At 52.0% G+C, this 22,799-nt stretch carries 20 protein-coding genes; 16 read left to right on the top strand and 4 right to left on the bottom strand.

What is annotated here, in order from left to right:
• Positions 1-25 precede the first annotated feature (25 nt).
• The 4 genes from moaB (at position 26) to ACXAFR_RS12885 (ending at position 3,715) form a co-directional block, all read left to right on the top strand.
• Positions 26-535 carry a molybdenum cofactor biosynthesis protein B gene (gene moaB / locus ACXAFR_RS12870; RefSeq protein WP_475177460.1) on the top strand — a complete coding sequence of 170 codons (510 nt, stop codon included), beginning with the start codon at positions 26-28 and terminating at the stop codon, positions 533-535.
• 87 nt (positions 536-622) lie between these two features.
• Positions 623-1,063: a hypothetical protein gene (locus ACXAFR_RS12875; protein ID WP_475177463.1), complete on the top strand. Its 441-nt coding sequence runs from the start codon at positions 623-625 to the stop codon at positions 1,061-1,063.
• Positions 1,064-1,765, top strand: a complete 702-nt coding sequence (locus tag ACXAFR_RS12880; RefSeq protein WP_475177465.1) for a DUF4126 domain-containing protein — start codon at positions 1,064-1,066, stop codon at positions 1,763-1,765.
• A gap of 534 nt (positions 1,766-2,299) precedes the next feature.
• Complete coding sequence (locus tag ACXAFR_RS12885; protein ID WP_475177466.1) at positions 2,300-3,715, top strand: hypothetical protein; 1,416 nt, start codon at positions 2,300-2,302, stop codon at positions 3,713-3,715.
• Positions 3,716-4,025: 310 nt separating this feature from the next.
• Here the strand turns inward: ACXAFR_RS12885 and ACXAFR_RS12890 are convergent, their stop codons facing one another.
• Positions 4,026-4,403, bottom strand: coding sequence for a hypothetical protein (locus tag ACXAFR_RS12890; protein WP_475177469.1), 378 nt, complete (start codon positions 4,401-4,403; stop codon positions 4,026-4,028).
• Positions 4,404-4,446: 43 nt separating this feature from the next.
• Here ACXAFR_RS12890 and ACXAFR_RS12895 point away from each other — a divergent pair, with 43 nt between their 5' ends.
• The 12 genes from ACXAFR_RS12895 to ACXAFR_RS12950 all read left to right on the top strand — a co-directional run bounded on the left by ACXAFR_RS12895 (position 4,447) and on the right by ACXAFR_RS12950 (position 17,510).
• Positions 4,447-4,953 (top strand): hypothetical protein, encoded by a 507-nt coding sequence (locus tag ACXAFR_RS12895; RefSeq protein ID WP_475177471.1) that lies wholly within the window; start codon positions 4,447-4,449, stop codon positions 4,951-4,953.
• A 42-nt stretch (positions 4,954-4,995) separates the two neighbouring features.
• Positions 4,996-6,198 carry a hypothetical protein gene (locus tag ACXAFR_RS12900; RefSeq protein ID WP_475177472.1) on the top strand — a complete coding sequence of 401 codons (1,203 nt, stop codon included), beginning with the start codon at positions 4,996-4,998 and terminating at the stop codon, positions 6,196-6,198.
• A gap of 115 nt (positions 6,199-6,313) precedes the next feature.
• Positions 6,314-7,876, top strand: a complete 1,563-nt coding sequence (locus ACXAFR_RS12905; RefSeq protein WP_475177475.1) for a tetratricopeptide repeat protein — start codon at positions 6,314-6,316, stop codon at positions 7,874-7,876.
• A complete protein-coding gene (locus ACXAFR_RS12910) occupies positions 7,866-10,016 on the top strand; it encodes a PEGA domain-containing protein (protein ID WP_475177476.1) in 2,151 nt (716 codons plus the stop codon). The genes ACXAFR_RS12905 and ACXAFR_RS12910 overlap by 11 nt, the downstream gene beginning before the upstream one ends.
• Entirely contained in the window at positions 10,013-10,261 is a 249-nt protein-coding gene (locus tag ACXAFR_RS12915; RefSeq protein ID WP_475177479.1) for a hypothetical protein, read from the top strand. Before ACXAFR_RS12910 ends, ACXAFR_RS12915 begins: the two co-directional genes overlap by 4 nt.
• Before the next feature lie 60 nt (positions 10,262-10,321).
• Entirely contained in the window at positions 10,322-11,119 is a 798-nt protein-coding gene (locus tag ACXAFR_RS12920) for a MotA/TolQ/ExbB proton channel family protein (RefSeq protein WP_475177480.1), read from the top strand.
• A gap of 11 nt (positions 11,120-11,130) precedes the next feature.
• Entirely contained in the window at positions 11,131-12,408 is a 1,278-nt protein-coding gene (locus ACXAFR_RS12925; RefSeq protein WP_475177482.1) for a hypothetical protein, read from the top strand.
• Positions 12,408-13,487 carry a vWA domain-containing protein gene (locus ACXAFR_RS12930; protein WP_475177484.1) on the top strand — a complete coding sequence of 360 codons (1,080 nt, stop codon included), beginning with the start codon at positions 12,408-12,410 and terminating at the stop codon, positions 13,485-13,487. The genes ACXAFR_RS12925 and ACXAFR_RS12930 overlap by 1 nt, the downstream gene beginning before the upstream one ends.
• Positions 13,484-14,485 carry a VWA domain-containing protein gene (locus ACXAFR_RS12935; RefSeq protein WP_475177485.1) on the top strand — a complete coding sequence of 334 codons (1,002 nt, stop codon included), beginning with the start codon at positions 13,484-13,486 and terminating at the stop codon, positions 14,483-14,485. The genes ACXAFR_RS12930 and ACXAFR_RS12935 overlap by 4 nt, the downstream gene beginning before the upstream one ends.
• Before the next feature lie 113 nt (positions 14,486-14,598).
• A complete protein-coding gene (locus tag ACXAFR_RS12940; RefSeq protein ID WP_475177488.1) occupies positions 14,599-15,264 on the top strand; it encodes a hypothetical protein in 666 nt (221 codons plus the stop codon).
• Between the two features lie 3 nt (positions 15,265-15,267).
• Positions 15,268-15,924, top strand: coding sequence for a hypothetical protein (locus ACXAFR_RS12945; RefSeq protein WP_475177489.1), 657 nt, complete (start codon positions 15,268-15,270; stop codon positions 15,922-15,924).
• Positions 15,921-17,510: a M48 family metalloprotease gene (locus ACXAFR_RS12950; RefSeq protein WP_475177492.1), complete on the top strand. Its 1,590-nt coding sequence runs from the start codon at positions 15,921-15,923 to the stop codon at positions 17,508-17,510. Before ACXAFR_RS12945 ends, ACXAFR_RS12950 begins: the two co-directional genes overlap by 4 nt.
• A gap of 66 nt (positions 17,511-17,576) precedes the next feature.
• Here the strand turns inward: ACXAFR_RS12950 and ACXAFR_RS12955 are convergent, their stop codons facing one another.
• From ACXAFR_RS12955 to ACXAFR_RS12965, 3 genes are all read right to left on the bottom strand, one after another.
• Positions 17,577-18,074: a MarR family winged helix-turn-helix transcriptional regulator gene (locus ACXAFR_RS12955; RefSeq protein ID WP_475177495.1), complete on the bottom strand. Its 498-nt coding sequence runs from the start codon at positions 18,072-18,074 to the stop codon at positions 17,577-17,579.
• Positions 18,075-18,349: 275 nt separating this feature from the next.
• Positions 18,350-20,365, bottom strand: a complete 2,016-nt coding sequence (mdoH, locus tag ACXAFR_RS12960) for a glucans biosynthesis glucosyltransferase MdoH (protein ID WP_475177498.1) — start codon at positions 20,363-20,365, stop codon at positions 18,350-18,352.
• Positions 20,337-22,037, bottom strand: coding sequence for an OpgD/OpgG family glucan biosynthesis protein (locus ACXAFR_RS12965; protein ID WP_475177500.1), 1,701 nt, complete (start codon positions 22,035-22,037; stop codon positions 20,337-20,339). The genes mdoH and ACXAFR_RS12965 overlap by 29 nt, the downstream gene beginning before the upstream one ends.
• Positions 22,038-22,799: the final 762 nt, after the last annotated feature.

Below are 22,799 nucleotides of genomic sequence, written 5' to 3' on the forward strand. Positions count from 1 at the left end.
AATCAACACAGAGCCCTTGCGCCCCATGAGCGAATCCCTGATCCCTCTTAACCTGACCGTACTGACCGTCTCAGATACCCGTACCGAAGCCAATGACACCTCTGGACAACTGTTGCGTGACGCCTTGCTTGCCGCAGGACACAGAAATGTGGATCACCGCATCGTGAAGGACGACATCTATCAGATCCGCGCAGTCGTGTCCGAGTGGATTGCCAATGGAGAGATTCATGGCATTCTAATTACCGGTGGCACTGGATTCCACGGCAGAGACAGCACCCCAGAAGCCGTCGAGCCACTGTTCGATAAAACCATCGACGGTTTTGGCGAACTGTTCCGTCAAGTCTCATTTGACCAGATCGGCAGCTCAACCATTCAATCACGGTGTGTGGGTGGTATCGCCAATCGCACCGTGATCTTTTGCCTGCCAGGATCTAACAACGCCTGTCGCACCGGTTGGGAAATGATCATCGAACCTCAACTGGACAGCCGCCAACGCCCCTGCAATTTCGTAGGCTTATTGATGGGTGAGAAATAATCACGACAATCGTTCATAGTCGTTCATTCGTGGTTCAGTGAAACTGGCAGATGATAGAGGTGAACATACGCCAAAGAGGTTCACACAATGAAAAGACTGCTGCTCACTACTGCACTAATCACTGGGACACTCCTTGCTGCCAACCAGGCTAGCGCCGCCGACGTGACGGTGATTTATAGCACCAAAGACGTCAACCGCCATCACCATCACCACGGCAAATACCGCCACTACGGCGTTGAAAAGAAATCACCGCTACGAATTCAACATCAGTTCCGCGGCAACCACTACGGCCAATGGCATTATTTTCATGGTCTGCGAGTCATGCCTCACATGAATCGAGACCACCACCCACACGACCGTTTCCGTCACGATGATCATCGCCGGGATCACCACTGGGACAACCGCCATGATCGCCGGGATTTTTCACGGGATAGGCACGATGACAAACGCCACGACGGCCGTCACCACGACGACGGGCACAGAAGCCGAGACCGACACGGAGAGAGAGACGCAGGACGCCACCACTAGATGGAAAACTACTCGGAACTGATCAGCACCTTAGCGCTGACCCTGGGAGCCTCCTGGGCGAGTGGCATCAACCTCTACGCGGTGCTGCTGGTAATTGGCCTTGGAGGCGCAACAGGTGCGATCACCCTGCCAGAAGGCTGGCAAGTTGTCACTGAGCCTTCCATTATCGCCGCCGCTGCGATCATGTTTGTCATCGAATTTTTTGTCGACAAAACACCTGCCGCAGACTCCGGGTGGGACGCACTACACACCTTTATCCGTATTCCTGCCGGCGCTTTGTTGGCGGCTGGCGCCGTCGGCGACATAGCGCCTTCAATGGAGATAGCCGCAGGCATTCTCGGCGGCAGTGTCACGGCGGTGACCCATGCAACCAAGGCCGGCAGCCGCGCTCTGATCAACACCTCTCCAGAACCGTTTAGTAACTGGGGGGCATCGCTCGCCGAAGATATTGCGGTATTTGGTGGATTATGGGCGGCGCTAAACCACCCATTGATCTTTATCGGCGCCTTGGTACTTTTTTTACTCATGGCAATCTGGCTGCTCCCCAAACTACTCCGGACTCTCGCCAGAATGTTGAGCAAGATCGGTCAGTGGCTGGGCCTCATAGATCGCTCTACTCCCCCAAATGCCATTGCGGAAACCACAGAGAGTGATAAGCAAAACGCTAAGACAGCAGGCTGCCAGGTGAGAAGGCAAACATAGAATATTTATGCTTAACGAGAACACCCTGTATTAACCATTAGAAATAAAGAAAACAGATTCTTTTCTGTGAAATCGTTCTTTTCGTCGTTATCGTACAAAAAACGACGCATAAATAATTATTTTGAGAAAAGGCCCGAGGAGAAGCCGGTATCAACCACCTGACCTCAAAGGAGCCCCGGTTTGAGTTTCTACAGATATCGAATATTTTTTAAAGAGGCCGCGCCTAATTGCTCAAGGATGTTTACGGTCTTGCTTCTTATTCTCGTCTCATGGAATAAGAGTGCAAGAATTGGCGTCTATTGCGGGTCTGGTTGTCAGGTCAAAACACATAGTTGGCACCCCCATCTGCACGGTCCTGATAAAAGCCTTCGACAATGAAAAAAACGCCATGGAGCTGAAAGAAAGTCCATGCCATTTTTTCTGAAATACGGTAGATTTTCTAAAAATCCATCATTTTCATTGGTGATTGGCACTGGATTTAGACCAAAAGGAAGTTCGCGCTCGTTCTCTGTAGACTTTATCGACTGTACAGCTATGAATGAATTTTCACGTCGTTTCGCCATTTCCGTTCGACTCTGCACCGCACTGATGCTGCCCGGTTGCTTGGTCGTGGCCACTCAGACATTCGCTGACGGCGAAACGGTAAGCAATCCGGATGCTTTAAAGACATCCGCACACACTCAACCAGAGTCAGCGAAGACCTCCCTGGCGATGGCTTTGACACCGGCGGCGCCTTCTCTCGATTCCAGCAACCAGCCAGGCCCAGACAGCGAACTGTCTTTATCCGATTCAGAAGCTGCAGCCGAAGCCTCTGCTGCACAACTCTTATCCCATACTGAGAACTATCGAGACGCCATAGACGCTCTGGAAAGTCAGTACGGCCCCTACAGCAACGAGTTACCGGAACAACTGCTAGGGCTTGGAATACACCTGCAACGCAATGGGCGCTATCAGGAAGCCCATGACGTTTTTAAACGCGCAATCCATGTAGACCGTATAAATCAGGGACTCTACAGTCTGTCACAAGTACCAATGATCGAAAAAATCATTGAGAGCAGCGTTGCCCTCGGGGATTGGGAATCCGCCAGCGATATACACCAATATCTGTATTGGCTACACAAGCGCAATTTTGCCTCAAACGATCCACGCATGCTGCCGGTGATCACGAAACTCAGCAAATGGCACCTGAATGCCTACAGTTTGGAAGCTGGCAGTGGACTGTTTCAGCATCTGATTAACGCCCACAACCTCTATTCACTTGCCGTCAGTATTATCGATCGTTATTACGGTGATAACGATATGCGCTTGATCGAATCTCTGAAAGGTATCACCCTGTCAAATTATTACCTGGCAACGTATCAAGCCCAAAATCAGGAGCGCCCGACTGGCTTTCAGACTGATTTCAACGGCTCCAATCGCAGCGAAGATGAACGCTTACGGTTGGAACAGTACATCCTTCGGAGCTATTCCAATGGCAAGGAAGCGATTACAAGAATTGAAGAAGTTTATAACAACAATCCGGAAGCGCCCGTGGGCGCCGCCATTCAGGCCCGGATTGAGCTGGCGGACTGGAATATGATGTTCGATCGTCCCTATACCGCGCTGGATCTCTATCAAGATGCCTACCGAGAAATGACGTCTACACCGGGTATGGAAGAACAGCGTGATCAGCTCTTCGGGCAACCCGTCGCCCTACCGGATATGAATCTTCTCGGCGATGATCTCGCTGAAAATGAAGACGGCAGTGAATTTGTTCTGGTTAAATTTGATGTAACGTCTAGCGGCAGAGCCAGGAACATACAGTTTGTTGAAACCAGCCCCGACAACAGCGTAAGACTGCGCAGTCGGGTAAAAAGCTCATTGAGAACGACCAAATTTCGGCCTCGGTTTGCTGATGGTGAAGCGGTCGCCACCAAAGACGTGACTCAGAGGTTTGTTTTTTCGAATTAATACACCAATGGTAACGTCCAAGTAACCATGGACGACATATGCAGGAGCCTGTCGTGCGTATCCGCAACGAGTCTAGGGAAACACCAAACGGACGCCTCTTTCGTGTCCTTATTCTAAGCCTTGCCTGCAGCAGTAGCCTGGTCTTGAGCGGTTGTTTCGAGTCCTCATCCAGTTCGAGCAGCAGCTCTTCCAGTTCGAGTAGCTCATCCTCTAGCAGCTCTTCGTCAAGCAGCTCAAGTTCCAGCGGCAGTTCCGGCTCCAGCGGCTCTAGTAGCCCAAGCAGCCCGAGCAGTGGTAGCCCCAGTCAAACTCAAGGTTCCACAGGCACCTCGGGCAGCAGCTCACCATCAGGAGCCAGCTTTCCCTCCTCCAGTCGCAGCGGCAGCAGCACGCCGTCGGGTACCTCTTCCAGCTCATCTGGCAGCACTGGCACAACCGTGTCGACCAGCACGGGTTTACCCGATTTTGGCGACAGTGGCTCGAGCAGCAGCCAGCCCTCAAGCGGTTCTCCCGGCAGCTCGAACAGCTCTGCCAGCACAGGCTCGGAGCCTTCCAGCGGCGGCCTCCCCCCATGGCAGACAGGATCTGGCACAGGCACAGGCACAGAGGATGGATCGGAAACAACCGCTACGCAATCCGGACAAGGGGCTCTGCCGGGTGAATCAAGCGAAGACAGCAGCAATGACATCGATTTTACCGAAGCATCGACCGGAGGTAACGGGACGCCAGCGATGACCAGTGCAGAACAGGTGTCCGTGTTGGACGAGCAGTTTGAAGCGTCGATGGGTGAGTATGACGGTATGATGCAACGGGAAAGAGATTATGCACTTTCCCGCGGAGGACAGGGCGATGACTCTGATGAAGGTCCAGATTACGAGGGCGTTCCCTATGACGAGACCGGTGGCAGCCAGGGTCCTTCCGAAGAAGGCGCCGGCGATGGAGAGGTGACGATCGCCGATGCCCCCCCTATTCCAAGTGGCGGCGGTTCTGCCCCATATGAGGAAGGGCCAGAGGGCGCCGCAGGCGGAGGTTATCGCCCACCGGGTCCCGGTGACGGCCGAGAGGGGGATTACAACCACAGCGGTGGCGCTGCAGCTCCCCCTGAAGATATTCCTGACGGCAGCGACGACGATGTGGTCGCCCGACAAATTCGTGAAGCCGCAATGAAAGAAACGGACCCGGATTTACGGGAAAAACTTTGGGAAGAATATCGCAAGTACAAAAATGAGCAGCAATAATTTGTACAAAGCGTCCCGGCATATGACAGGTACTGGCAAACTATGAACGCCCACCGAACTCACTTCGCGAAACGCCTGACGTTTCCACTATTGGCGGCCGCCGTCCTATTCGTACTCGGCGGCTGCGCTAGCCATACCGTTAAAACCACGGCCGTCACCCCCCTGGAACGGGAGAGTCAGGAGCTGCCTGAGGCGGAGCTGCTCGATGTCGGCATCTATTTGTTCGATCCCGGCCTGGACAGTGCCAATGATGACGATGAAATGATCTTCCCAGAAGTACGCAACGCCGAAACCCGGTACCTGCCCTTTCATATCATGGAATCACTACAGTCCAGTGCCGCCTGGGGCGCGGTAAGAGTAATCCCCGCCTCTGTTGAAACTATTGATGTCTCTGTCGCGGGCGTCATTCAACAGTCTGATGGCGAACAATTAATCATCGATCTCACGGTTTCTGACGCCACTGGCCGCGAATGGTATCAAAAGACCTACAGTGGGCTGGCAAGCAAATATGCCTACGGAACTGAAAAACGTAAGCGCCTTGTCAAAGAACCCTTTCAGGATGTCTATAATCGAATTGCCAACGACATGCTGGAATACCGTCGCCAGCACTTCGATAGCACGGCTCTAAGATCGATTCGCACCACCGCAGAACTGCGCTTTGCCCAGGATTTTTCACCGGAAGCCTTCGGTCAACATGTATCCAAAGGCGAAGACGGTCGCTTTGAAATCAATCGACTGCCCGCCAGCAATGACCCGATGCTGGCGCGAGTGCGGCAAATTCGCGAACGGGACTATCTATTTGTCGACACCCTGCAAGATTACTATGGCAATTTTGTCCGCGAAATGAATTCGCCCTATCAGGAGTGGCGCAGTCAGAGCTATAAAGAAGTGGTAGCGCTGCGCGAACTGAAACGTGATGCCCGCCGTGACACCATTTTAGGCTTGGCAGCCATTATCGGAGGTATTGCCGCAGCGGGCGGCGGAGATGGCGCCACTCGCACCGCTGGAGCAGTGGCAGTCGGTGGTGGCGGTTATCTTATGAAAAGTGGTTTCGACAAGCGCGCTCAGTCGGATATGCACGTTGAAGCCCTACAGGAACTGGGCGACTCTTTAGAAGCGGAAATCGAACCGCAAATAATTGAACTGGAGGATCGTACCATCACTCTTTCAGGCACTGTTGAAAATCAGTACGACCAGTGGCGGGATCTGTTGCGACAGATTTATACCGCGGATACCGGACAATAATTCACCACGACCAGAAGCGGCGATTACCAACAAAATCTGGTCGCTGATGTCCCATACCGTTCCCGTGTTTGAAAAACACCTCGTTAATTTGTTGCCTTAAAAGTCCAATTTTTGAATGTCTGAACCAGAAATCAAACCAGAACCCCCCAATACCGCTTCCAGTAAATGGGACGACAGTGATTTTCACCCCACGGCGGCCCCCTCCTGGTGGCAGCGCCACTGGCGGCAAACTGCCATGTTCAGCGCTCTGGCAGGCGTGCTATTGCTGGTTCTTTTCTGGCTTCCCAAGCAGACACCGGTCACCCCTGGTGACGAACCCGCCCCGCAACAAACCGCAGAAAGTGGTGAAGATACAGCGATTGAAAGTGACGGTGCTGCCGCCCAATCCAGCGCCCCCGGTAAAACAGAATTGGAATCTCCCTGGGAGCAAGCGCAACTGGCAAAAGCCCGTCGAGAAGCTCAGGAAATTCTAGCGAAACTCCTGGATCGACAGTCCGATCTCGAAGACTTGCATGTTTTGGTCTGGGCAAAAGATGACTTTTTATCCGCGCAAGAACTGGCCAGTGAAGGTGATGAGCTCTATCGGCAACGCCAGTTCAGCGAAGCCCAACAGAGTTACACCAAAGCACTTGATGCGATGGATCAACTGTTATCGAGTGTTGAAGACCGCTATGCAGCGGTACTACAAACCGGTCACGATGCCCTTGACGCAGGGAATGCGGAGAAAGCAACTGAGTCTTTTGAGCTGGCCCTGCAACTGCAGCCGGACAGTCCAGCGGCCACCGAAGGACTCGCCAGAGCAAAAGTGCTCGACGATGTAAACCGACATCTGCTCGACGCAGAAAATTTTCTCGCGCGCCAGCAGCTCGAAGACGCCAAGATCGCCGCGACATCGGCGCAGGATCTGGACGCCAAATCTGTTCGAGCTCAGCAGATGTTAGCGACCATAGACCAGCGCCAACGTGAACAAAACTACAGCAGCGCCATGGGTGAAGGTTTCGATCATATGCAACAACAGGCTTTCGCCGAAGCCGCTCACTCTTTTGAGCAAGCCATCGCCATCAAACCCGGGGATGATGCTGCCACCAATGCCCTCGAGAACGCAAAGCGGCGCGAACAGGAAAACAAAATATCACTGGCCCTCTCCCAGGCCCAATCTCTGGAACAGCAGGAGAAATGGGAGCTGGCCCTGCAAAGCTACCAACTTGCGCAACGTCTTGACGCCAGCCTGGTGGCAGCCCGCGTCGGCGTGTTAAGAACGCAAGTCAGAGCGAAACTGGATCGCGATCTGGAACAAATAATTGACGACCCTTTGCGACTGGCCGACAGCGCCGTTTACGCGCAAGCCCAGGAGCTTTTAAAAAACGCCAACTCAGTAAAACCGCGTGGCGAGCGTATCGAACAGCAGGCACACGCGCTTCAACAGGCATTAAATGCATCGACACAGCCGATCGCCGTCACGATTCAATCCGACAACCAGACTCGCGTTACCTTGTATCAAATTGGTGAACTAGGTACCTTTTCAGAACAACAACTCGACCTTAAACCTGGCCACTATACTGCCGTCGGCAGCCGAGATGGTTTCCGCGACGTTCGCGAAGAATTTACGATCGCGCCAGGACAGGTTCAGAGTTCAATCATCGTTCAATGCACGGAGAAAATTACCTTTGGCGGCTGAAGAAACTGACCGTAAACCGGCAAATGCCGAAGTTGCCTTTGACGTCATAGAGTTCGAGCCGACTGCCACTGAAACGTCCTCTACCCCAGAGGAGCCAGGCAGTGGTCGAGGCAAACAGCAGCGCTTCTGGATTCTCGGCAGTGTTGCCATCGCAGCCGTGCTACTGGCATACCTTTTAATGGCACAAACGGTCAGCCTACGACTGCTGGATGCAACGGACGGTTCACACATCGACCCGCAACAACTTGCGGGCGACATTGCGATCGACGGCCTACTGACACTGACGCTGGGTGATCGATTTCTTCTTATCCCTGGCAGCCATCAAATCACAGTTGAACTCGCGGGCTATGAACCTCAGGTTGTCTCCGAGGAGATCAATGCGGACACAGGCCCAGAGTTAAGTCTAACGCTCAATCGGCTACCGGGCTTTGTTAAAATCTCCTCCAATACCCCAGCGCAAGTTCATGTTGAAGGTCTTCTGGCCGGTTTCAGCGACGAGCCCTTGGGACCGCTTCCCCCCGGAGACTATACCCTCAGCGTGACGGCAGATCGCTATCAGACACAGACCCAAGCCATCACCGTACAAGGGCGTGATCAAACCGAAGAGCTGCAGGTGGAACTGCTCCCTAATTGGGCGGATATTACACTCTCCAGCTCTCCCGCAGGCGCAGAAATACTGATTGATGGGACGCCATCTGGAGCAACACCATCCACCCTCTCCTTACTGGCCGGGACCCGAGAAATCACCCTGAGGTTGAACGGCTACCAGGACTTTCATCAATTGCAGCAGGTTGCCGCTGGCGAACCACAAGAGCTCGACACGATTCAACTGATTGCCGCTGCCAGGATGCTGCAGGTTACGACCTCCCCCGCCGCTGCAGAGGTCACCCTGAGCGGGCAATACCTCGGAAGCACGCCGCTGCAAATTCCCTTAGCAACCGAGGCTTCAGCCACCCTGCAAGTATTCAAAGAGGGCTATCAACCCTATCGCCAGCAGGTGTCACCAGACACACTAACTGACGATACTCTGGCCATCACCCTGCAGCCGGTACTCGGCAAAATCACCGTGTCGGCACAACCCAGTGATGCACTGCTTTACGTCGATGGCCGCCTGATGGGACGCGCCGCTCAAACACTCACCCTGCCCGCCCACGAGCATGATATTCGTATTACCGCACCGGGCCACGCCGACTACACAGCAACCATACTGCCCCGCTCAGGATTGGAGCAGAGGGTAACGGCGCAACTGCTGACAGACTATGAATATCGCTGGAAAAATACGCCCAAGACCATCACCACCAAAGCTAACCAGAACCTGCTGTTATTTCGCCCTGACGTGGAATTTACCATGGGTGCATCACGTCGCGAGCAAGGCAGACGCGCGAACGAAGCGCAATACACGGTAAAGTTACAACGGGCGTTCTACCTGGGTGAAAAGTTGGTAACCAACCGTGAGTATCGCCGCTTCTCAGCTGAGCACTCTTCCGGACACGTTCAAGGTGAAAGTCTCAACGGCGACAACCAGCCCGCTGTTAATGTCTCCTGGCAGCAGGCTGCAGCTTACTGCAATTGGTTGTCTGAGCAGGAAGGCTTAACGCCCTTCTATGTCAGTACCGAGAATCAAATGACCAGTATCAACGCTGATGCCAATGGCTACCGACTACCGACAGAAGCCGAATGGGCCTGGGCAGCCCGCTTTGAGGAAGGCCAGATGCTAAAATACGCCTGGGGTGATCAACTCCTGCCGCCGGCCAATTTTGCCAATGTCGCAGATCGAAGTGCCGCTGCCGTGGCGCCTACCGTCCTGAGTCAATACAACGATGGCTACGCGGTAACCTCCCCGGTTGGTCAATTTCCTGCCAACACTAAGGGCCTTTTTGATCTGAGCGGCAACGCCGCCGAATGGATCAACGATCGCTATGGCATACGCACAGCCTCTCTCTCGCTCAAAGCTGATACCGATCCCTTGGGCCCGGAAACCGGAGACTATTACGTTATCCGCGGCAACTCCTGGGCTCAGGCGACAATGACAGACTTACGACTTTCTTTTCGCGACTACGGCAGAGACCCGCGCAATACCGTTGGTTTTCGTGTCGCTCGCTATGTTGAATCTATTGATGAGGACGCACAAACACCATGATGTTAACGTGGCAGCAACGCATCAAATCGATTGGCAAGCTGGCATGTGCGATTTTTGTACTGGCCACTGCCACAGTAATCCAGGCTCAGGATGACGAGGACACACAAACCGATGCTGCACAACCGCCGCAAACAGCGAACAGTGCTGAGCAGGAAAAAGCAGAAACATCCGACGACGAATCCGAATTTACCCCAACAGAAGAAATATCCCGCGATCTGTCTGTATCTTTCCCCGTGGATATCTAGAGCCTTGCTGTCTAACCTTCAACAACAATTACAATCACTCCGCCAGGAACATCCCGCCCCATGAAACAAAACCAAGGCTCAGAATTTTTCTATCAATTGATCGCACTGTTGATTGCGGTCATTGTTGTCCACTCAGCCTATGTGACCTGGATTCGCCCCAACGCCGATACACTTTTGCAACAGCAGGCAGAGCGTGAAGCCGCCGGAGAGCCCTACGTCGCCGAACGCAGCTTGTATATCGTTGTGAAAGATTTTGAACAGGAGGCGTGTTTTATACTGATGCTCTGGGCGATGGCGATCATGGCCCGCAAAGCCGTCCAGGCCATCGGAGAGCGACAGTTGCTGGACATGCCACTTCTCAGAGTGAGAGACGGCACCAGTATATTACCGGACGATACCATCGAATTCTCTCGTCCCATTGAAGCACTGCCCCAGGATCAGCAAGATATGCTGATCCCCCGCGCCCTCAAAGCGGCGCTCACACGATTTCACGCCACCCATAATGTCGCCGATGCAGGCAATGCCGTGAGTGAGATCTGTAACACCGAGGGAGATCGATTGGACAGCGAACTGGCCATGGTGCGCTATATCGTGTGGGCAATCCCCTCGATCGGCTTTATTGGTACCGTGCGCGGTATCGGGGAAGCGTTAAGTCAGGCCCACAAAGCCGTGGCGGGTGATATTTCCGGCGTGACAGCCAGTCTTGGCGTCGCGTTCAATTCAACCTTTGTCGCTTTGGTCATCAGTATTTTGATTATGTTTTTGAGCCACCAATTACAGCTACTGCAAGAGCGACAAGTACTGGATGCCCAGCGATATTGTGATGATAGACTGCTACGCTACTTGCGTCCCGCGTAAGAGTTTTCGCCATGCCTTTACTACTTCACGTTGACGATGCGCAACTGGTACTGATCCGGGATGATGGCTCAGTGATCAAAAGCCCAGGCGCAGCTTTGGCAACACCAGACAACATCATTAGTGGCTCACCTGCACTGGCTCAAAGCCGTATCCAACCAACGAATTTCTATACCAACCATTGGTCTGCAATAAACCTGACACCCGTTTCTTGCATCAACCCGGGTATTCGACACCATGGCGACCTGGTGTATCAGCAGCTGCAACAACTGCTGAGCTCAATTCCACACGATGAACAAGATAGCCTTACCCTACTGATCGATGGCGATCGACCGGCTCAAGAACTGGGCCTGCTGTTTGGTATTTTACGACGCTGCGGAAGTTACCGACTGACGTTACTTGAAGACAGTGTCGCGCTTTCGACGGCCGTATCGGCGACACAGATTGCCTACATTCAGATAGGACTTGCTCAAACACGATTGGATTGGGTGTCGGGCAATCAAATGGAGCTGTACACAGATACCACCAGGCGCTTTCCCGACCTGGGACAACTGGCTCTGATGCAAAAACTGGTGCGCCAAGCCTCGGAACTCTTTATCCATCAAACCCGATTTAATCCACGCCATCACGCCAGTACAGAGCAGCAACTGTTCGATCAACTTTCGACGTGGCTTGCAGATACAAGTGATAGCGCTCAACATTCTATACAACTCAACGACCACGCACTGAATCTCTCTAGCAACCAACGACAAGACTGGTTACTGGCGTTTTTTCAACCGCTATTAGACGCCCTGGAGTCTCTTCCCGAAGCCAGAATTCTGCTGGCACCACCGGCGACAGCCCAGCTACTTTACAGGCTGCCATTGCGTCATATGGTCGTCGTCGTGGATGATAACCATTTGCTGCAGACGCTCTCTCAGCTGACGCCATTTATTGATGCAGCAGGCAAAGATCCCAGATTGATCCGGCGCTTACCGTTAACGACGCAGTCGGGCGAATCCCAGCGGGAGATTGAATCACCAATCGCGACCCATCTTCTCATCGACGACCGAGTCTACAGGCTCGCAGGGCGTCGCTATTTTTTGCGTCGCTCAGAACACTCCCTGCACTTTGAGCGAGATTCCAGCCAGCATGATGTCGCCGTCCTCGACAATGGTCACTGGCAAAGCCAAGGCGAGGTTTTTCATCTCAATGGCTCACCATTGGATAAGGCTCATCGTCTGCGTTTCGGCGATGAGCTGACCCATCCCTCTCTGAACGTGAACATCCGTACAGTCGAGGTCGTGGACTGATGGCTCGAAAACGTCGCTTTTCCACGTTTAGCCTATCGTTTCTGGATATTATGTCCTGTGGTTTTGGAGCGGTGGCCCTGGTTTTCCTTATTATTAAACACGATGTTGATTCCCAACAGGGTATTACCAACCAGGACCTTAGCGCTGAAGTCAATTTGCTGGAAGAGGACATTCGCAGCGGGGAAGCCGATAAAGTCCGGGCGCGCAACACCCTTTCCGCTCTAGACCAACAGATGGCAGAAGCCGCCGGACAGGCCAGCCGCATCACTGAGGACATCAAATCTGCCCGCCAACGTATAGAGACACTTTTGGCAGATCAACCGCAGGAATCCATTACAGAGCTGCGCGAACAAGTCAGCGAACTCGAACAGGAAAAAGCGCGTCTCGAAGAGGAAGAAACACGCCGCGGAAATGACACGAGAGCCTATACCGGCGTCGGTAACCGCCAATACCTGACTGGACTGAAACTGGATGGAACACACCTTTTGGTTCTGCTTGACGCCTCTGCCAGCATGCTGGATGAACGGCTGGTCAATATCATTCGCAAACGCAATATGGATGTGGATACACGGCGCAGCTCCGGCAAATGGCAAAGGGCCTTGGCGACCGTCGATTGGCTGAGCACCCAATTTCCACAACAGAGCTACTATCAAATACTGACCTTTAACACCGGCACACAGGCGGCCATCCCATCCTCTGGCGGCGCTTGGCTGGAAGCAGCAAACGAAGCGGAACTGGAACAATCTTTATTAAATTTGCGGGAAACCGTTCCCGGCGGCGGCACCAGCCTGGCCCAACTCTTCCAAAGCGTCAGCCGCATGAACCCCCTGCCCGATAATATTTACCTTATTACCGATGGGCTGCCGACTCAGGGTTTGGTTCCCCCGAAATCCAATACCATTGACAGTCGCGCCCGCCTCAAACTGTTTAATCAGGCGGTTGAACTGCTCCCCCAAGGCATTCCAGTCAATGTTATTCTCGCCCCCATGGAAGGAGACCCCCTCGCAGCGGCCGCTTTTTGGGAGTTGGCGCAGGTTACCAACGGCAGCTTTATGAGTCCGTCGAAGGACTGGCCATGAGACGACGTCGGGAATCTGAAGAATTTAACCTCTCTTTTCTGGACGTCATCTGTTGCGGCTTTGGTGCCTTGGTGCTGCTTTTGCTGATCACCAAATCCTCGGCACCAACCGGGCTGGAAACCGCCGAGCAGGATCTCAATGGCAAACTTAAAGCTCTGCAGGAACAGCTGTTTGAGCTGCGTGGTGAGACCACGGTTTTGAACCGTGATCTAACGGCCAAACATGAACAGCTTTCAAATGAAAAACAACGTATCGCCATTCTTCGCGCTCAGTTAGACGACCTTGAAGCCGATTACGCACGACTGTCATCTGCCGCCTCCGATGAGGGTGACGAGCGGGGCAAGCTCTACTTGGCGCTACAATCTCTGACCGCAGAAATGGAGCGACTGCTGGGTCGCCAACACCAGCGAGTGAACAGTGTGATAGGCGGAATTCCCGTCGATAGCGAGTATATTGTGTTCATCATCGATACGTCCGGCAGTATGTTTAACTATGCTTGGGAGCGCATGCTGGACGAACTGATCGCCACCCTACAAATCTACCCCCAAGTGAAAGGGATTCAGATCATGAACGATATGGGCGACTATATGTTTTCCAACTATCGCGGCGACTGGATTCCGGATACCCCGGGACGTAGAGACATTATTATCAAGCGCCTGCGCAGCTGGAACCCGTTCAGTAACAGCAGTCCGGTTGAGGGAATCCAACGAGCCGTGCGTTCATTTTACGACCCAAACAAAAAAATCAGTTTGTATGTACTTGGCGATGAATTTACCGGCCCGTCGATTCAAACCGTGGTTGGCACCGTTGACCGCTTAAACCGCCAACGGCAAACTGGGGAGCGCATGGTTCGCATTCACGCCATCGGCTTTCCTGTTCAATTTGCACGAGCCCAGCATCTCCAGGGCACAGGTATTCGGTTTGCCGCATTGATGCGCGAACTGACCTACCGCAACGGTGGCACCTTTGTGGGACTCAATGACTTCCGACCACAATAGCCCTATGATTTATAGATAGCCATGTGCCACTTTCACTCAACAGCACGCGATACCCGATAGCCCAACCTATGAAAAGCGACTGCCAGAGAGTTTTCAGAAACCCCCTATCCACAATGTGCCAGACTTGTCGTTACCTGGCTCGCGCGTTAACCCGCCCGAAACTGTGGCTCATCAGCACCCTGCTCGTTGTAATGTCCGGCTGCACCAACAGCCTGGTGGTCGAAGGACGTTACCCGCATCCCCTGGTGGAACCGCTGCCCCTGTCGGTTGCCATGGTCTACGATGACGACTTCCGCCAGTTTACTTACGAGGAAAAAGCCAAAGAGCGAGGCAAGTGGATCATCGCCGCCGGCAAGTCCCAACAAGACCTGTTCGACAGCGTCTACGGCACGCTGTTTACCGAGCTCAAAACCTTAAATGAACTACCGGCAGCAGATCAGCCCAGCACCAGCGATCTGGTGATCAAGCCTGTGAATGTTGAATTTCAGTATTCTGTGCCTCGGGAAACCCGGTTCAACGTTTATGAAGTCTGGCTTAAATACAACATCAGCGCGTTTGAGGCCGACGGTGAACCCGTCGCCGACTGGATCGTCACGGCCTACGGCAAAACCCCCACAGCCTTTATGCGTTCTGGAGAAGATGCCATGAATGCTGCTGTTGTTGTTGCACTGCGAGATCTCGGGGCCAATCTGACCCTAAACACCTTTCGTGTTCCCGAAATGCGCCGCTGGCTCAAAGACAGAACGCCAACGGACAACGACGTCGTCGAAGGGGAATAAATCATGCCATCCACCCTGCCACGTCTACTGATTTTCGCAATGATGGTATTGTCCGGATGCACCACCATTACCGTTGATGAATATCGCGCGCAACAGGATATCCGTATTGGTGATGGTGAACAGGTGGTGATTCTCGGGCGCCGCCACTCCAGCGAGTACGAAACCGAACCTGAGCTCGTCAATTGCATCGGATCCTCACTGACAGAGGCTGAGTTATCGGTTATTCCTGAACGTGAGTTTGTCGACTCCCTCTACCCTTGGTTTGAACCCCGCACAGCTCCAATGCGTGTAGAGGAACTTGGTCGATTACTCAACAACCCTCCCGTTGCAGAAAAGGTCGCCGATTTAAACATTCGCTACCTTGTCTGGGTAGACGGCAGCACCCAAACCACCGACAGCAAAGGTTCCATCGGTTGTTCGATCGGCGTCGGAGGTGCAGGCTGTTTTGGTTTCGGCACCTGGGAAAAAGAATCCGATTATGAAGCCAACATCTGGGACTTCCAGCATCAACGTAGCCTTGGACAAATCAGTACCGATGCTTCAGGAACTTCCTATATGCCAGCAGTCATAGTTCCCATTCCAATCATCGCCCGCGTCCAGAAAAATGCCTGTAAAGCAATGGGCGCTCAGCTGCGCAGCTTTTTTGACAACGACTTATGAACCACAGTAAAGATATTCCCAACACCTCCAATCGTGTTAACGAGACGGCGTCGATACGCACTTCTCGCTTAAAATCCCTGCTGCTAGGAGCCAGCTTATGTGCTGGCGCTGGCGGATTGCTGCTAACGAGCGGTTGCGCCGTCAACCCTGCGACAGGAACACCAGACTTAGTGTTTATGAGCGAGAGTAAAGAACTTGAGCTCGGCAAAGAACTTCACGAACAGTTGATGGCAAGTACACCGGTTTACGCCGATGAAACTCTGGTCGCCTACGTTGAAAAAGTCGGACAGAAAATGGCCAAAGCCAGTCATCGAACAGATATCGACTACACCTTCACCATCATTGATAGTCCGGACATCAACGCCTTTGCGCTGCCAGGCGGCTTTATCTATGTGAATCGTGGGCTGCTCTCTTATCTCCAGTCCGAGGCGCAGCTCGCTGCCGTGCTGGGTCACGAAATCGGCCACGTCACCGCACGTCATGCTGTCCGGCAGGATACCGCTCGCAAAGGTTCAGGAGCAGCAACCGTCTTATCTGTTCTGGCAACGGGCAGTACCGTTGTTGGTGACGTTGCTGATCTCTATGGAACAGCAGCGGTTAGAGGCTACGGTAGAGACATGGAATTAGAGGCAGACAGTCTCGGAGCAGAATACCTTCACAACGCGGGTTATAACCCTAATGCCATGCTGGATGTCATTGGCATCTTAAAAGATCAAGAACGGTTCTCCCGACGCCAGGCGCTCGACACAGGTAAAGAGCCCGTCAGCTACCACGGTGTATTTTCCACCCACCCTCGCAACGACAAACGTCTACAGGAGGTTGTCGGAAAAGCCAGTGAGCTTTCGGATAAACAGCAAGGTGTCGATAATTTTGACGAATATCGACAGCATATTGAAGGCATGGTCTACGGTGTCAACTTTCAGGCGCAAACTGCCGCTCAAGCCGCCAAAAATACTTACAGTCACAGCAAATTAGGGTTCAGCATTGATTTTCCCAACGAATGGGAAACGGAAAACCTGAAAGAAATGATTCTTGCCAAGGCTCCAGATGATCATGCCCAAATGACGATAAAAGTCGATTTGCTAAAAAAGCAAATGTCCCCAGCAGACTATATCGAATCCGTCCTGGGCATCGAAAAGCTGGATCAATCCCAAGCCTTTAACAGCAATGGGCTACCTGGCCACACAGGACTACTCCCTCCACTGACGACCGCTAACAGTGAGCCAAGACGGTTAGCGGTCATTTTTCAGGGCCGGCTGGTTTACATCATTGAGGGAGAAACCACCGAGACAATCACCGCGCAAGAAGAAAAAGAAAACTCAAAGGAAAAAGACCAGACAACGCACCCCGACGATAAACTCTTCGTCGCCAGCATTCGATCGTTTCGACCGACAGCAGCAAGTCGCCAGCGGTCAGGTAAGAATAAGGAAATTCACTTTGTGAAAGCCAACCGACAAACGACGTTTGCCGCACTGGCAGATTTTCTTAAGCTGGGAGAATACGGAGAAGAACAGTTGCGATTGCTGAATGGATACTACCCAAGGGGAGAGCCTGAAGCCGGCGACTGGGTAAAAATTGTCATGTAATACATCACCGCCCCACTCCTTTCGCTGGAAACGATTACGGGCAGTGATAACTGAAGGAAGCGCTTTTTAGGCTTCCTCTTTCAACTCATCAGATAACTTTTGAACAACGGTTAAGGTGTTTTTCAGTTCAGATGCACTGATTTTTTTGCTCAGCGTGTCTGCCCAAGCATTTTGCACCGGAATCAAAGAGTCATACTTCTTCTTACCCGCTTTTGTCAGTATCACTTTACGTGACAAGGCGTGGGCAGGATTCTCTTTAAACTCTACGAGACCTTCCGAGTTCATGTCATGAATGACGCGCTGTACAGATTGCTTCTTCTGATGAATCAGTTTTGCAATCTCAGGCACGGTCATAGGATCCTTCGATTTCACCAAAACCCCCAGCATACGCCAGCGCGCAGGCGTTATACCCGCCTCTTTTGAGATTTTGGCATTTTCGTTCAGAAACATGACGCCATTGAGCTGATAGAGCTCAGTCATCAATTGATTGAATAATTCGCTTTTTTTCAACTTGGTTACCTGTATCTGTTCGCCTGGAGGAACAAAAATCCGTTTGCTATCCAAAGCCTAGACGGGCTCCAGATAAATGGCAACATTATAAGACGGCAACAAATCCCAATGGTTTCACAAAAGATGAAAAAATTTTACCTCTTTAGGAACATTGACCTAAAGACCTTTGAGAAAAGGGACTGCCAAATCCCAAATACCGCTCGCCAACGAAAAAATTGTCGCGTTTACGGCAGGAAGTCTGCTGGCAGAAAGTTTACCTTTTTGTGGACTGAAGCACAAAAAGAGGAAGGGAAACGCCAGCGGCACGACAGGCCGCTGGCCAATTGCGATTAGGAGTGCAGCTGTACGCTGGCAGTTGAGGAAGCGTCTTTATCTGCATCCGTCACCCTGCTGTCATCTCCAAACTGCAATTCCGGACGGCGATATTTTCGAAAGTTCTGTATGGGCATATCCCGCTCCATAATGGGAGGCATTGGGAACTTGCGTAGCTCGCCCGAAACCAGCATAGGACGGGCAACAGAATTTCGATCCACATCAATGAGCGTTTTGTGGGGAAACACTTCATTAGGGCAAAGAAACAATCCTTTGGCGCGCAACATCTTACCGAAGGTCAAACTACTGGAATAACGGACAATTGCCGTACTCAATAGCAACCCGAGCAACACTGGGCACATCCAGTAAAAAAACACGGGTGAAAAATACCAGGTCACGCTTCCCCATATTAATGCCGTAGCAATCAAATAACGTGTACGTCGGAAAGATTCGCTCCAAGACACCATTCGACCTTCACGAGGCTGAGCATTCCAACTCACTTTGCGTCCCAAAAAGACGCTGATAACAAAGTAGGCGTGGAACAACATCATTAAGGGTGCGATCAATATTGCAAAGATTGTTTCAAACACGGAACCTGCGATAAGACGAGCAGCACCACCATACTCTTCCCGCTTATGAACCAGCGCGACAATAACCCCCAAGATCTTCGGCAAAACAAGCATGGCGACCGTGATAGAAATCAATGAGAAAATCAGAGAAGTCTTGGCAATCGGCCAATCAGGAAAGAGTTGATACGTTTGAGTAAAATAGCTTTTGTTCCCAACGGCCCGGCTAACCGCATCCACCGTGCTTAACATCAACATGGATAGCCAAATGACCGACGAGATATACGCTGTGGCACCCAGTAAAAAGTGCAAACGACTGATTACCCTCGCCTTAGCCATGCGCAGCAGTGCTAAATGCTGAATGTTACCTTGTACCCAGCGACGGTCGCGCGTTGCATAATCAAGAATATTACTGGGAACTTCCTCATAGCTTCCTTCAAGATCAGCCAGCAGTATCACGTCCCAACCGGCTCGACTCAATAAAGCCGCTTCCACAAAGTCATGACTGAGAATGTCTCCGGAGAATGGGCCTTTGCCAGTCAGACTGGGTAAGCCACAGTGATCACTGAACGCTCTGACTCGGATAATGGCATTATGCCCCCAGTAGTTCGCATTATCTGTCTGCCAAAATGCCAGACCTGTTGCCAACATCGGACTGTAGAGAGTGGCAGCAAACTGGAGAAACCGACCGAAGAACGTATCCTGGCGTACGGGGATCGGAACCGTTTGAATTAAACCCGCTTTAGGGTTGTCCCGCAGCGCACGAGCGAGAGACAGCATACAGTCGCCAGTCATAATACTGTCAGCGTCAAGGACAATCATGCCCTCGTAAAGATGTCCCCAGTTTTTGCAAAAATCTGCAAGGTTACCCACTTTACGCTCAGTATTCTTTTCACGGCGCCGATAAAAAGCCTGTTCTTTTAGAGGCCCCAGACGACGTAAAAGAGCAGCCCAAGCGTCGCTTTCCTTTTGTGCGATCTCGGGATCTTGAGTATCGCTCAACAAAAAGAAATCGAAATTACCGATTTCACCTGTCTCTTCCAGCGAACGCATACTGGATTCGAACCCGGCAATGACCCGTTGAGTGTCTTCGTTATAAATCGGCATCACTACCGCAGTTCGTACTCCTCGAACGGGACCGGGTTCAGGCGTGCTGGAGCGACGCGTCAAACTCATCGGATCAATCCGAAACAACTGCAGCAAAAAGCCAAAGATCCCCGTCCAAAATGAAATGGTGATCCAACCGAATGTCAGTGAAAACAAGAATAACAGTACCGCTTCTAATAGCGTTGTGCCGTTAGCACTCAGAATTTCGTGCATCATGTAGACGCCGCCTAACGTCGACAGTATGACCAAGGTCATAAAGCCAAGTAGGCGCAGCCGCCTAAACGGCATACGTATTTCTGCGGTACGGCGCCGTTTTACCAGCGCTCGTTTTTCACTGAATGGTGTTTGGGTTCCAAACATAATTCCATACCTCGCTCAAGCGTTGGTTTCTCAGTGTCAGGTACAGCCGCATATCGACCGGCTGATCAGATTCAGGTGTCAAAATAAAGGAAGCCCGCCAAACATCACCATCGGGCAGTTGCGTCACGCGAACATCACTGGCTTGGCCTCGGGAAACCGAAAGGCTTGCCTGTACGGGAACATCAGAAGCAACATCTCCCAAAGCATCAGCTTTGAAGTCGATCGTAATGCGGCGCTGAGATTCCGGCGGTGGATTGCGCTGACCAGCGACAGCGCTACGGCCAACGCGGGTACGAATCACTTTCGCGACCTCTCCCGGGATAACATCGCCGTCGACACTGCGAATTCGATAGGCGAACGACCTATCCTGCCCCTTTTGAAGAGGTGCTTCCGGCACCCAATAGGCCACCACATTGTCATTGGTTTCAGACGCAGTGGGGATTTCGACCAATTCGACACGTCCTTTTCCCCAGTCACCCAATGGCTCTACCCAGAAGCTGGGGCGTTTTTCATAGCGCGCACCCAGATCCAAAAACGAGTCAAAGTCTCGGTCACGTTGCAGTAAACCAAAACCGCGGGGGTTTTCCATGACTGAAGACGTAATCTGCAGCGACGCAGGATTGGTCAATGCCCGCCAAATCCACTCGTCGGCATTGGTGCGCATCTGTAAGCCATCGGAGTCGTGAACCTCTGGACGATAGTCGTCGAAAAAGCGGCTGCTGTTTTCCCCGTGAAAAAACATGCTGGTTAGAGGCGCCATACCCAGTTTGTTGATGTCCTGGCGCGCAACTAAGTAGGACTTAACTTCCATACCTAATGACAGAGATGCGTCGACCTTGAACTGATAGGCTCCCACTACCGAAGGGCTATCCAACATGGCCAATATGTAAAGGCTGCTGGCGTTTGGGTCTGGCTTGATTAGCCAGAAATCGGTAAAGATCGGAAACTCCTCCCCCCCGGCTTCACCCGTATTAATTGCCAGTCCGCGCGCGGATAACCCGAAGGTTTGTCCTGGTCCGACCAAACGAAAGTAAGAGGCCCCCTGGAAAACAACCACTTCATCTTTGTAGTGGTTATTATTAATGGGGTAGTGAACGCGCAACCCTGCAAACGACAATCCGTCAGAGAGTTCCTGCGGCAGGGAGCGAACACTGTCTCCATAATTGAAAAGGTCGCCGTTAAACGATACATCAGACAGCAAAGAGTCCGGCGTTACGACGTGAACATTGACGGGCCTGTTGTAGAGAAACCCTGGATGAAATAACTGGATTTCAAAAAGTGATTCGCCTCGCCAAAGCGCTGCCTCTGGCCGAAAGCGAATATCTTGATACTGTTCAAACGAAAGGTTACGTAGAACTTCCGGCGCGCGATTACCTGGCGGAGAAAATGATTTCTTAGCCATGGCCCGAGAGCGCTCTTTGAGAATATTAAACAGGACCTCTTCCGGTTTACCATCCGGCAACTTGTTTTGTTGAGGTTTGTTCGAATCACCTGTAGAAGCCGCTTCCGGCGTTGGCTCACCACCGCCCGCCTGATTCTCGGCAGATACCGATTCATCTCCACCTTCTTGAGCAAATCCCAGAGGCGCGAAAGACATCGCGCTGATCAAACCGATACAAACAGCCATCAGCAATTGAGCTGACGGGCGTTTGCGGTGCTCGGTCACACGCATTGAAGAGATCCTCTCTGCAGAACCCTTAATTGGGCTAGAGAGGAATGCCAGAGCTGTAGAGCGCTGCGCCATTTAACAACCTTACTTTCCTTACCAAAAAATATGCAATCCAGTGGCAAACCGGAACCAAATACAACGGAAAACCGTAAACGGCCACCCTCTCATTGAGAACTGTTATCGATTGGTTCTGGAGCCACAGGCATCGACAGGGCTTCCCTGATTGATCACCCAACTCAAGCATGAGTCGCAGCTACTTTCCCTCGGAAAGACGCACCAGCCTTGATAAACATGAAATCTGCAATAACTTTGCCATGCAGAGAAAAAGAAATGTAAGCTTCGAATTCCCTTTCTTGAGTTGTGACTTTAGACCACGGGCAGGCAGGGTGAGTTCGCTGAAACACGGCCAATTTTCTCTGAGTCTTTCTAAGCCCCATTTATCTGTGATGTACGCCGTCAAATTCCCCTCGCCTCAACCACACATCCGGCAACACAAATTGCTGACAAGGCAGAGGGATTTGTACAGGACCAACGTTCATTGATACCACTGATGAGGGATCTCTAAGCTAACCATCTTTGGCACCATTTTCATCAAACAACTGTATGAATTACTTCGGCTCCGTAAAAGTTACAAGACGACAATCAACAACGAACAGAACACTAATCGATCAAGACTAGAAGCACGGATTTCGACAGAAGACGGACAAGAACACGATTTAGAAAATATCAATACTGCGGAAAAATAGAAGGTCGTTAGACATCACT

Source organism: Pseudomaricurvus sp. ABR4_320 (genome assembly GCF_056159445.1).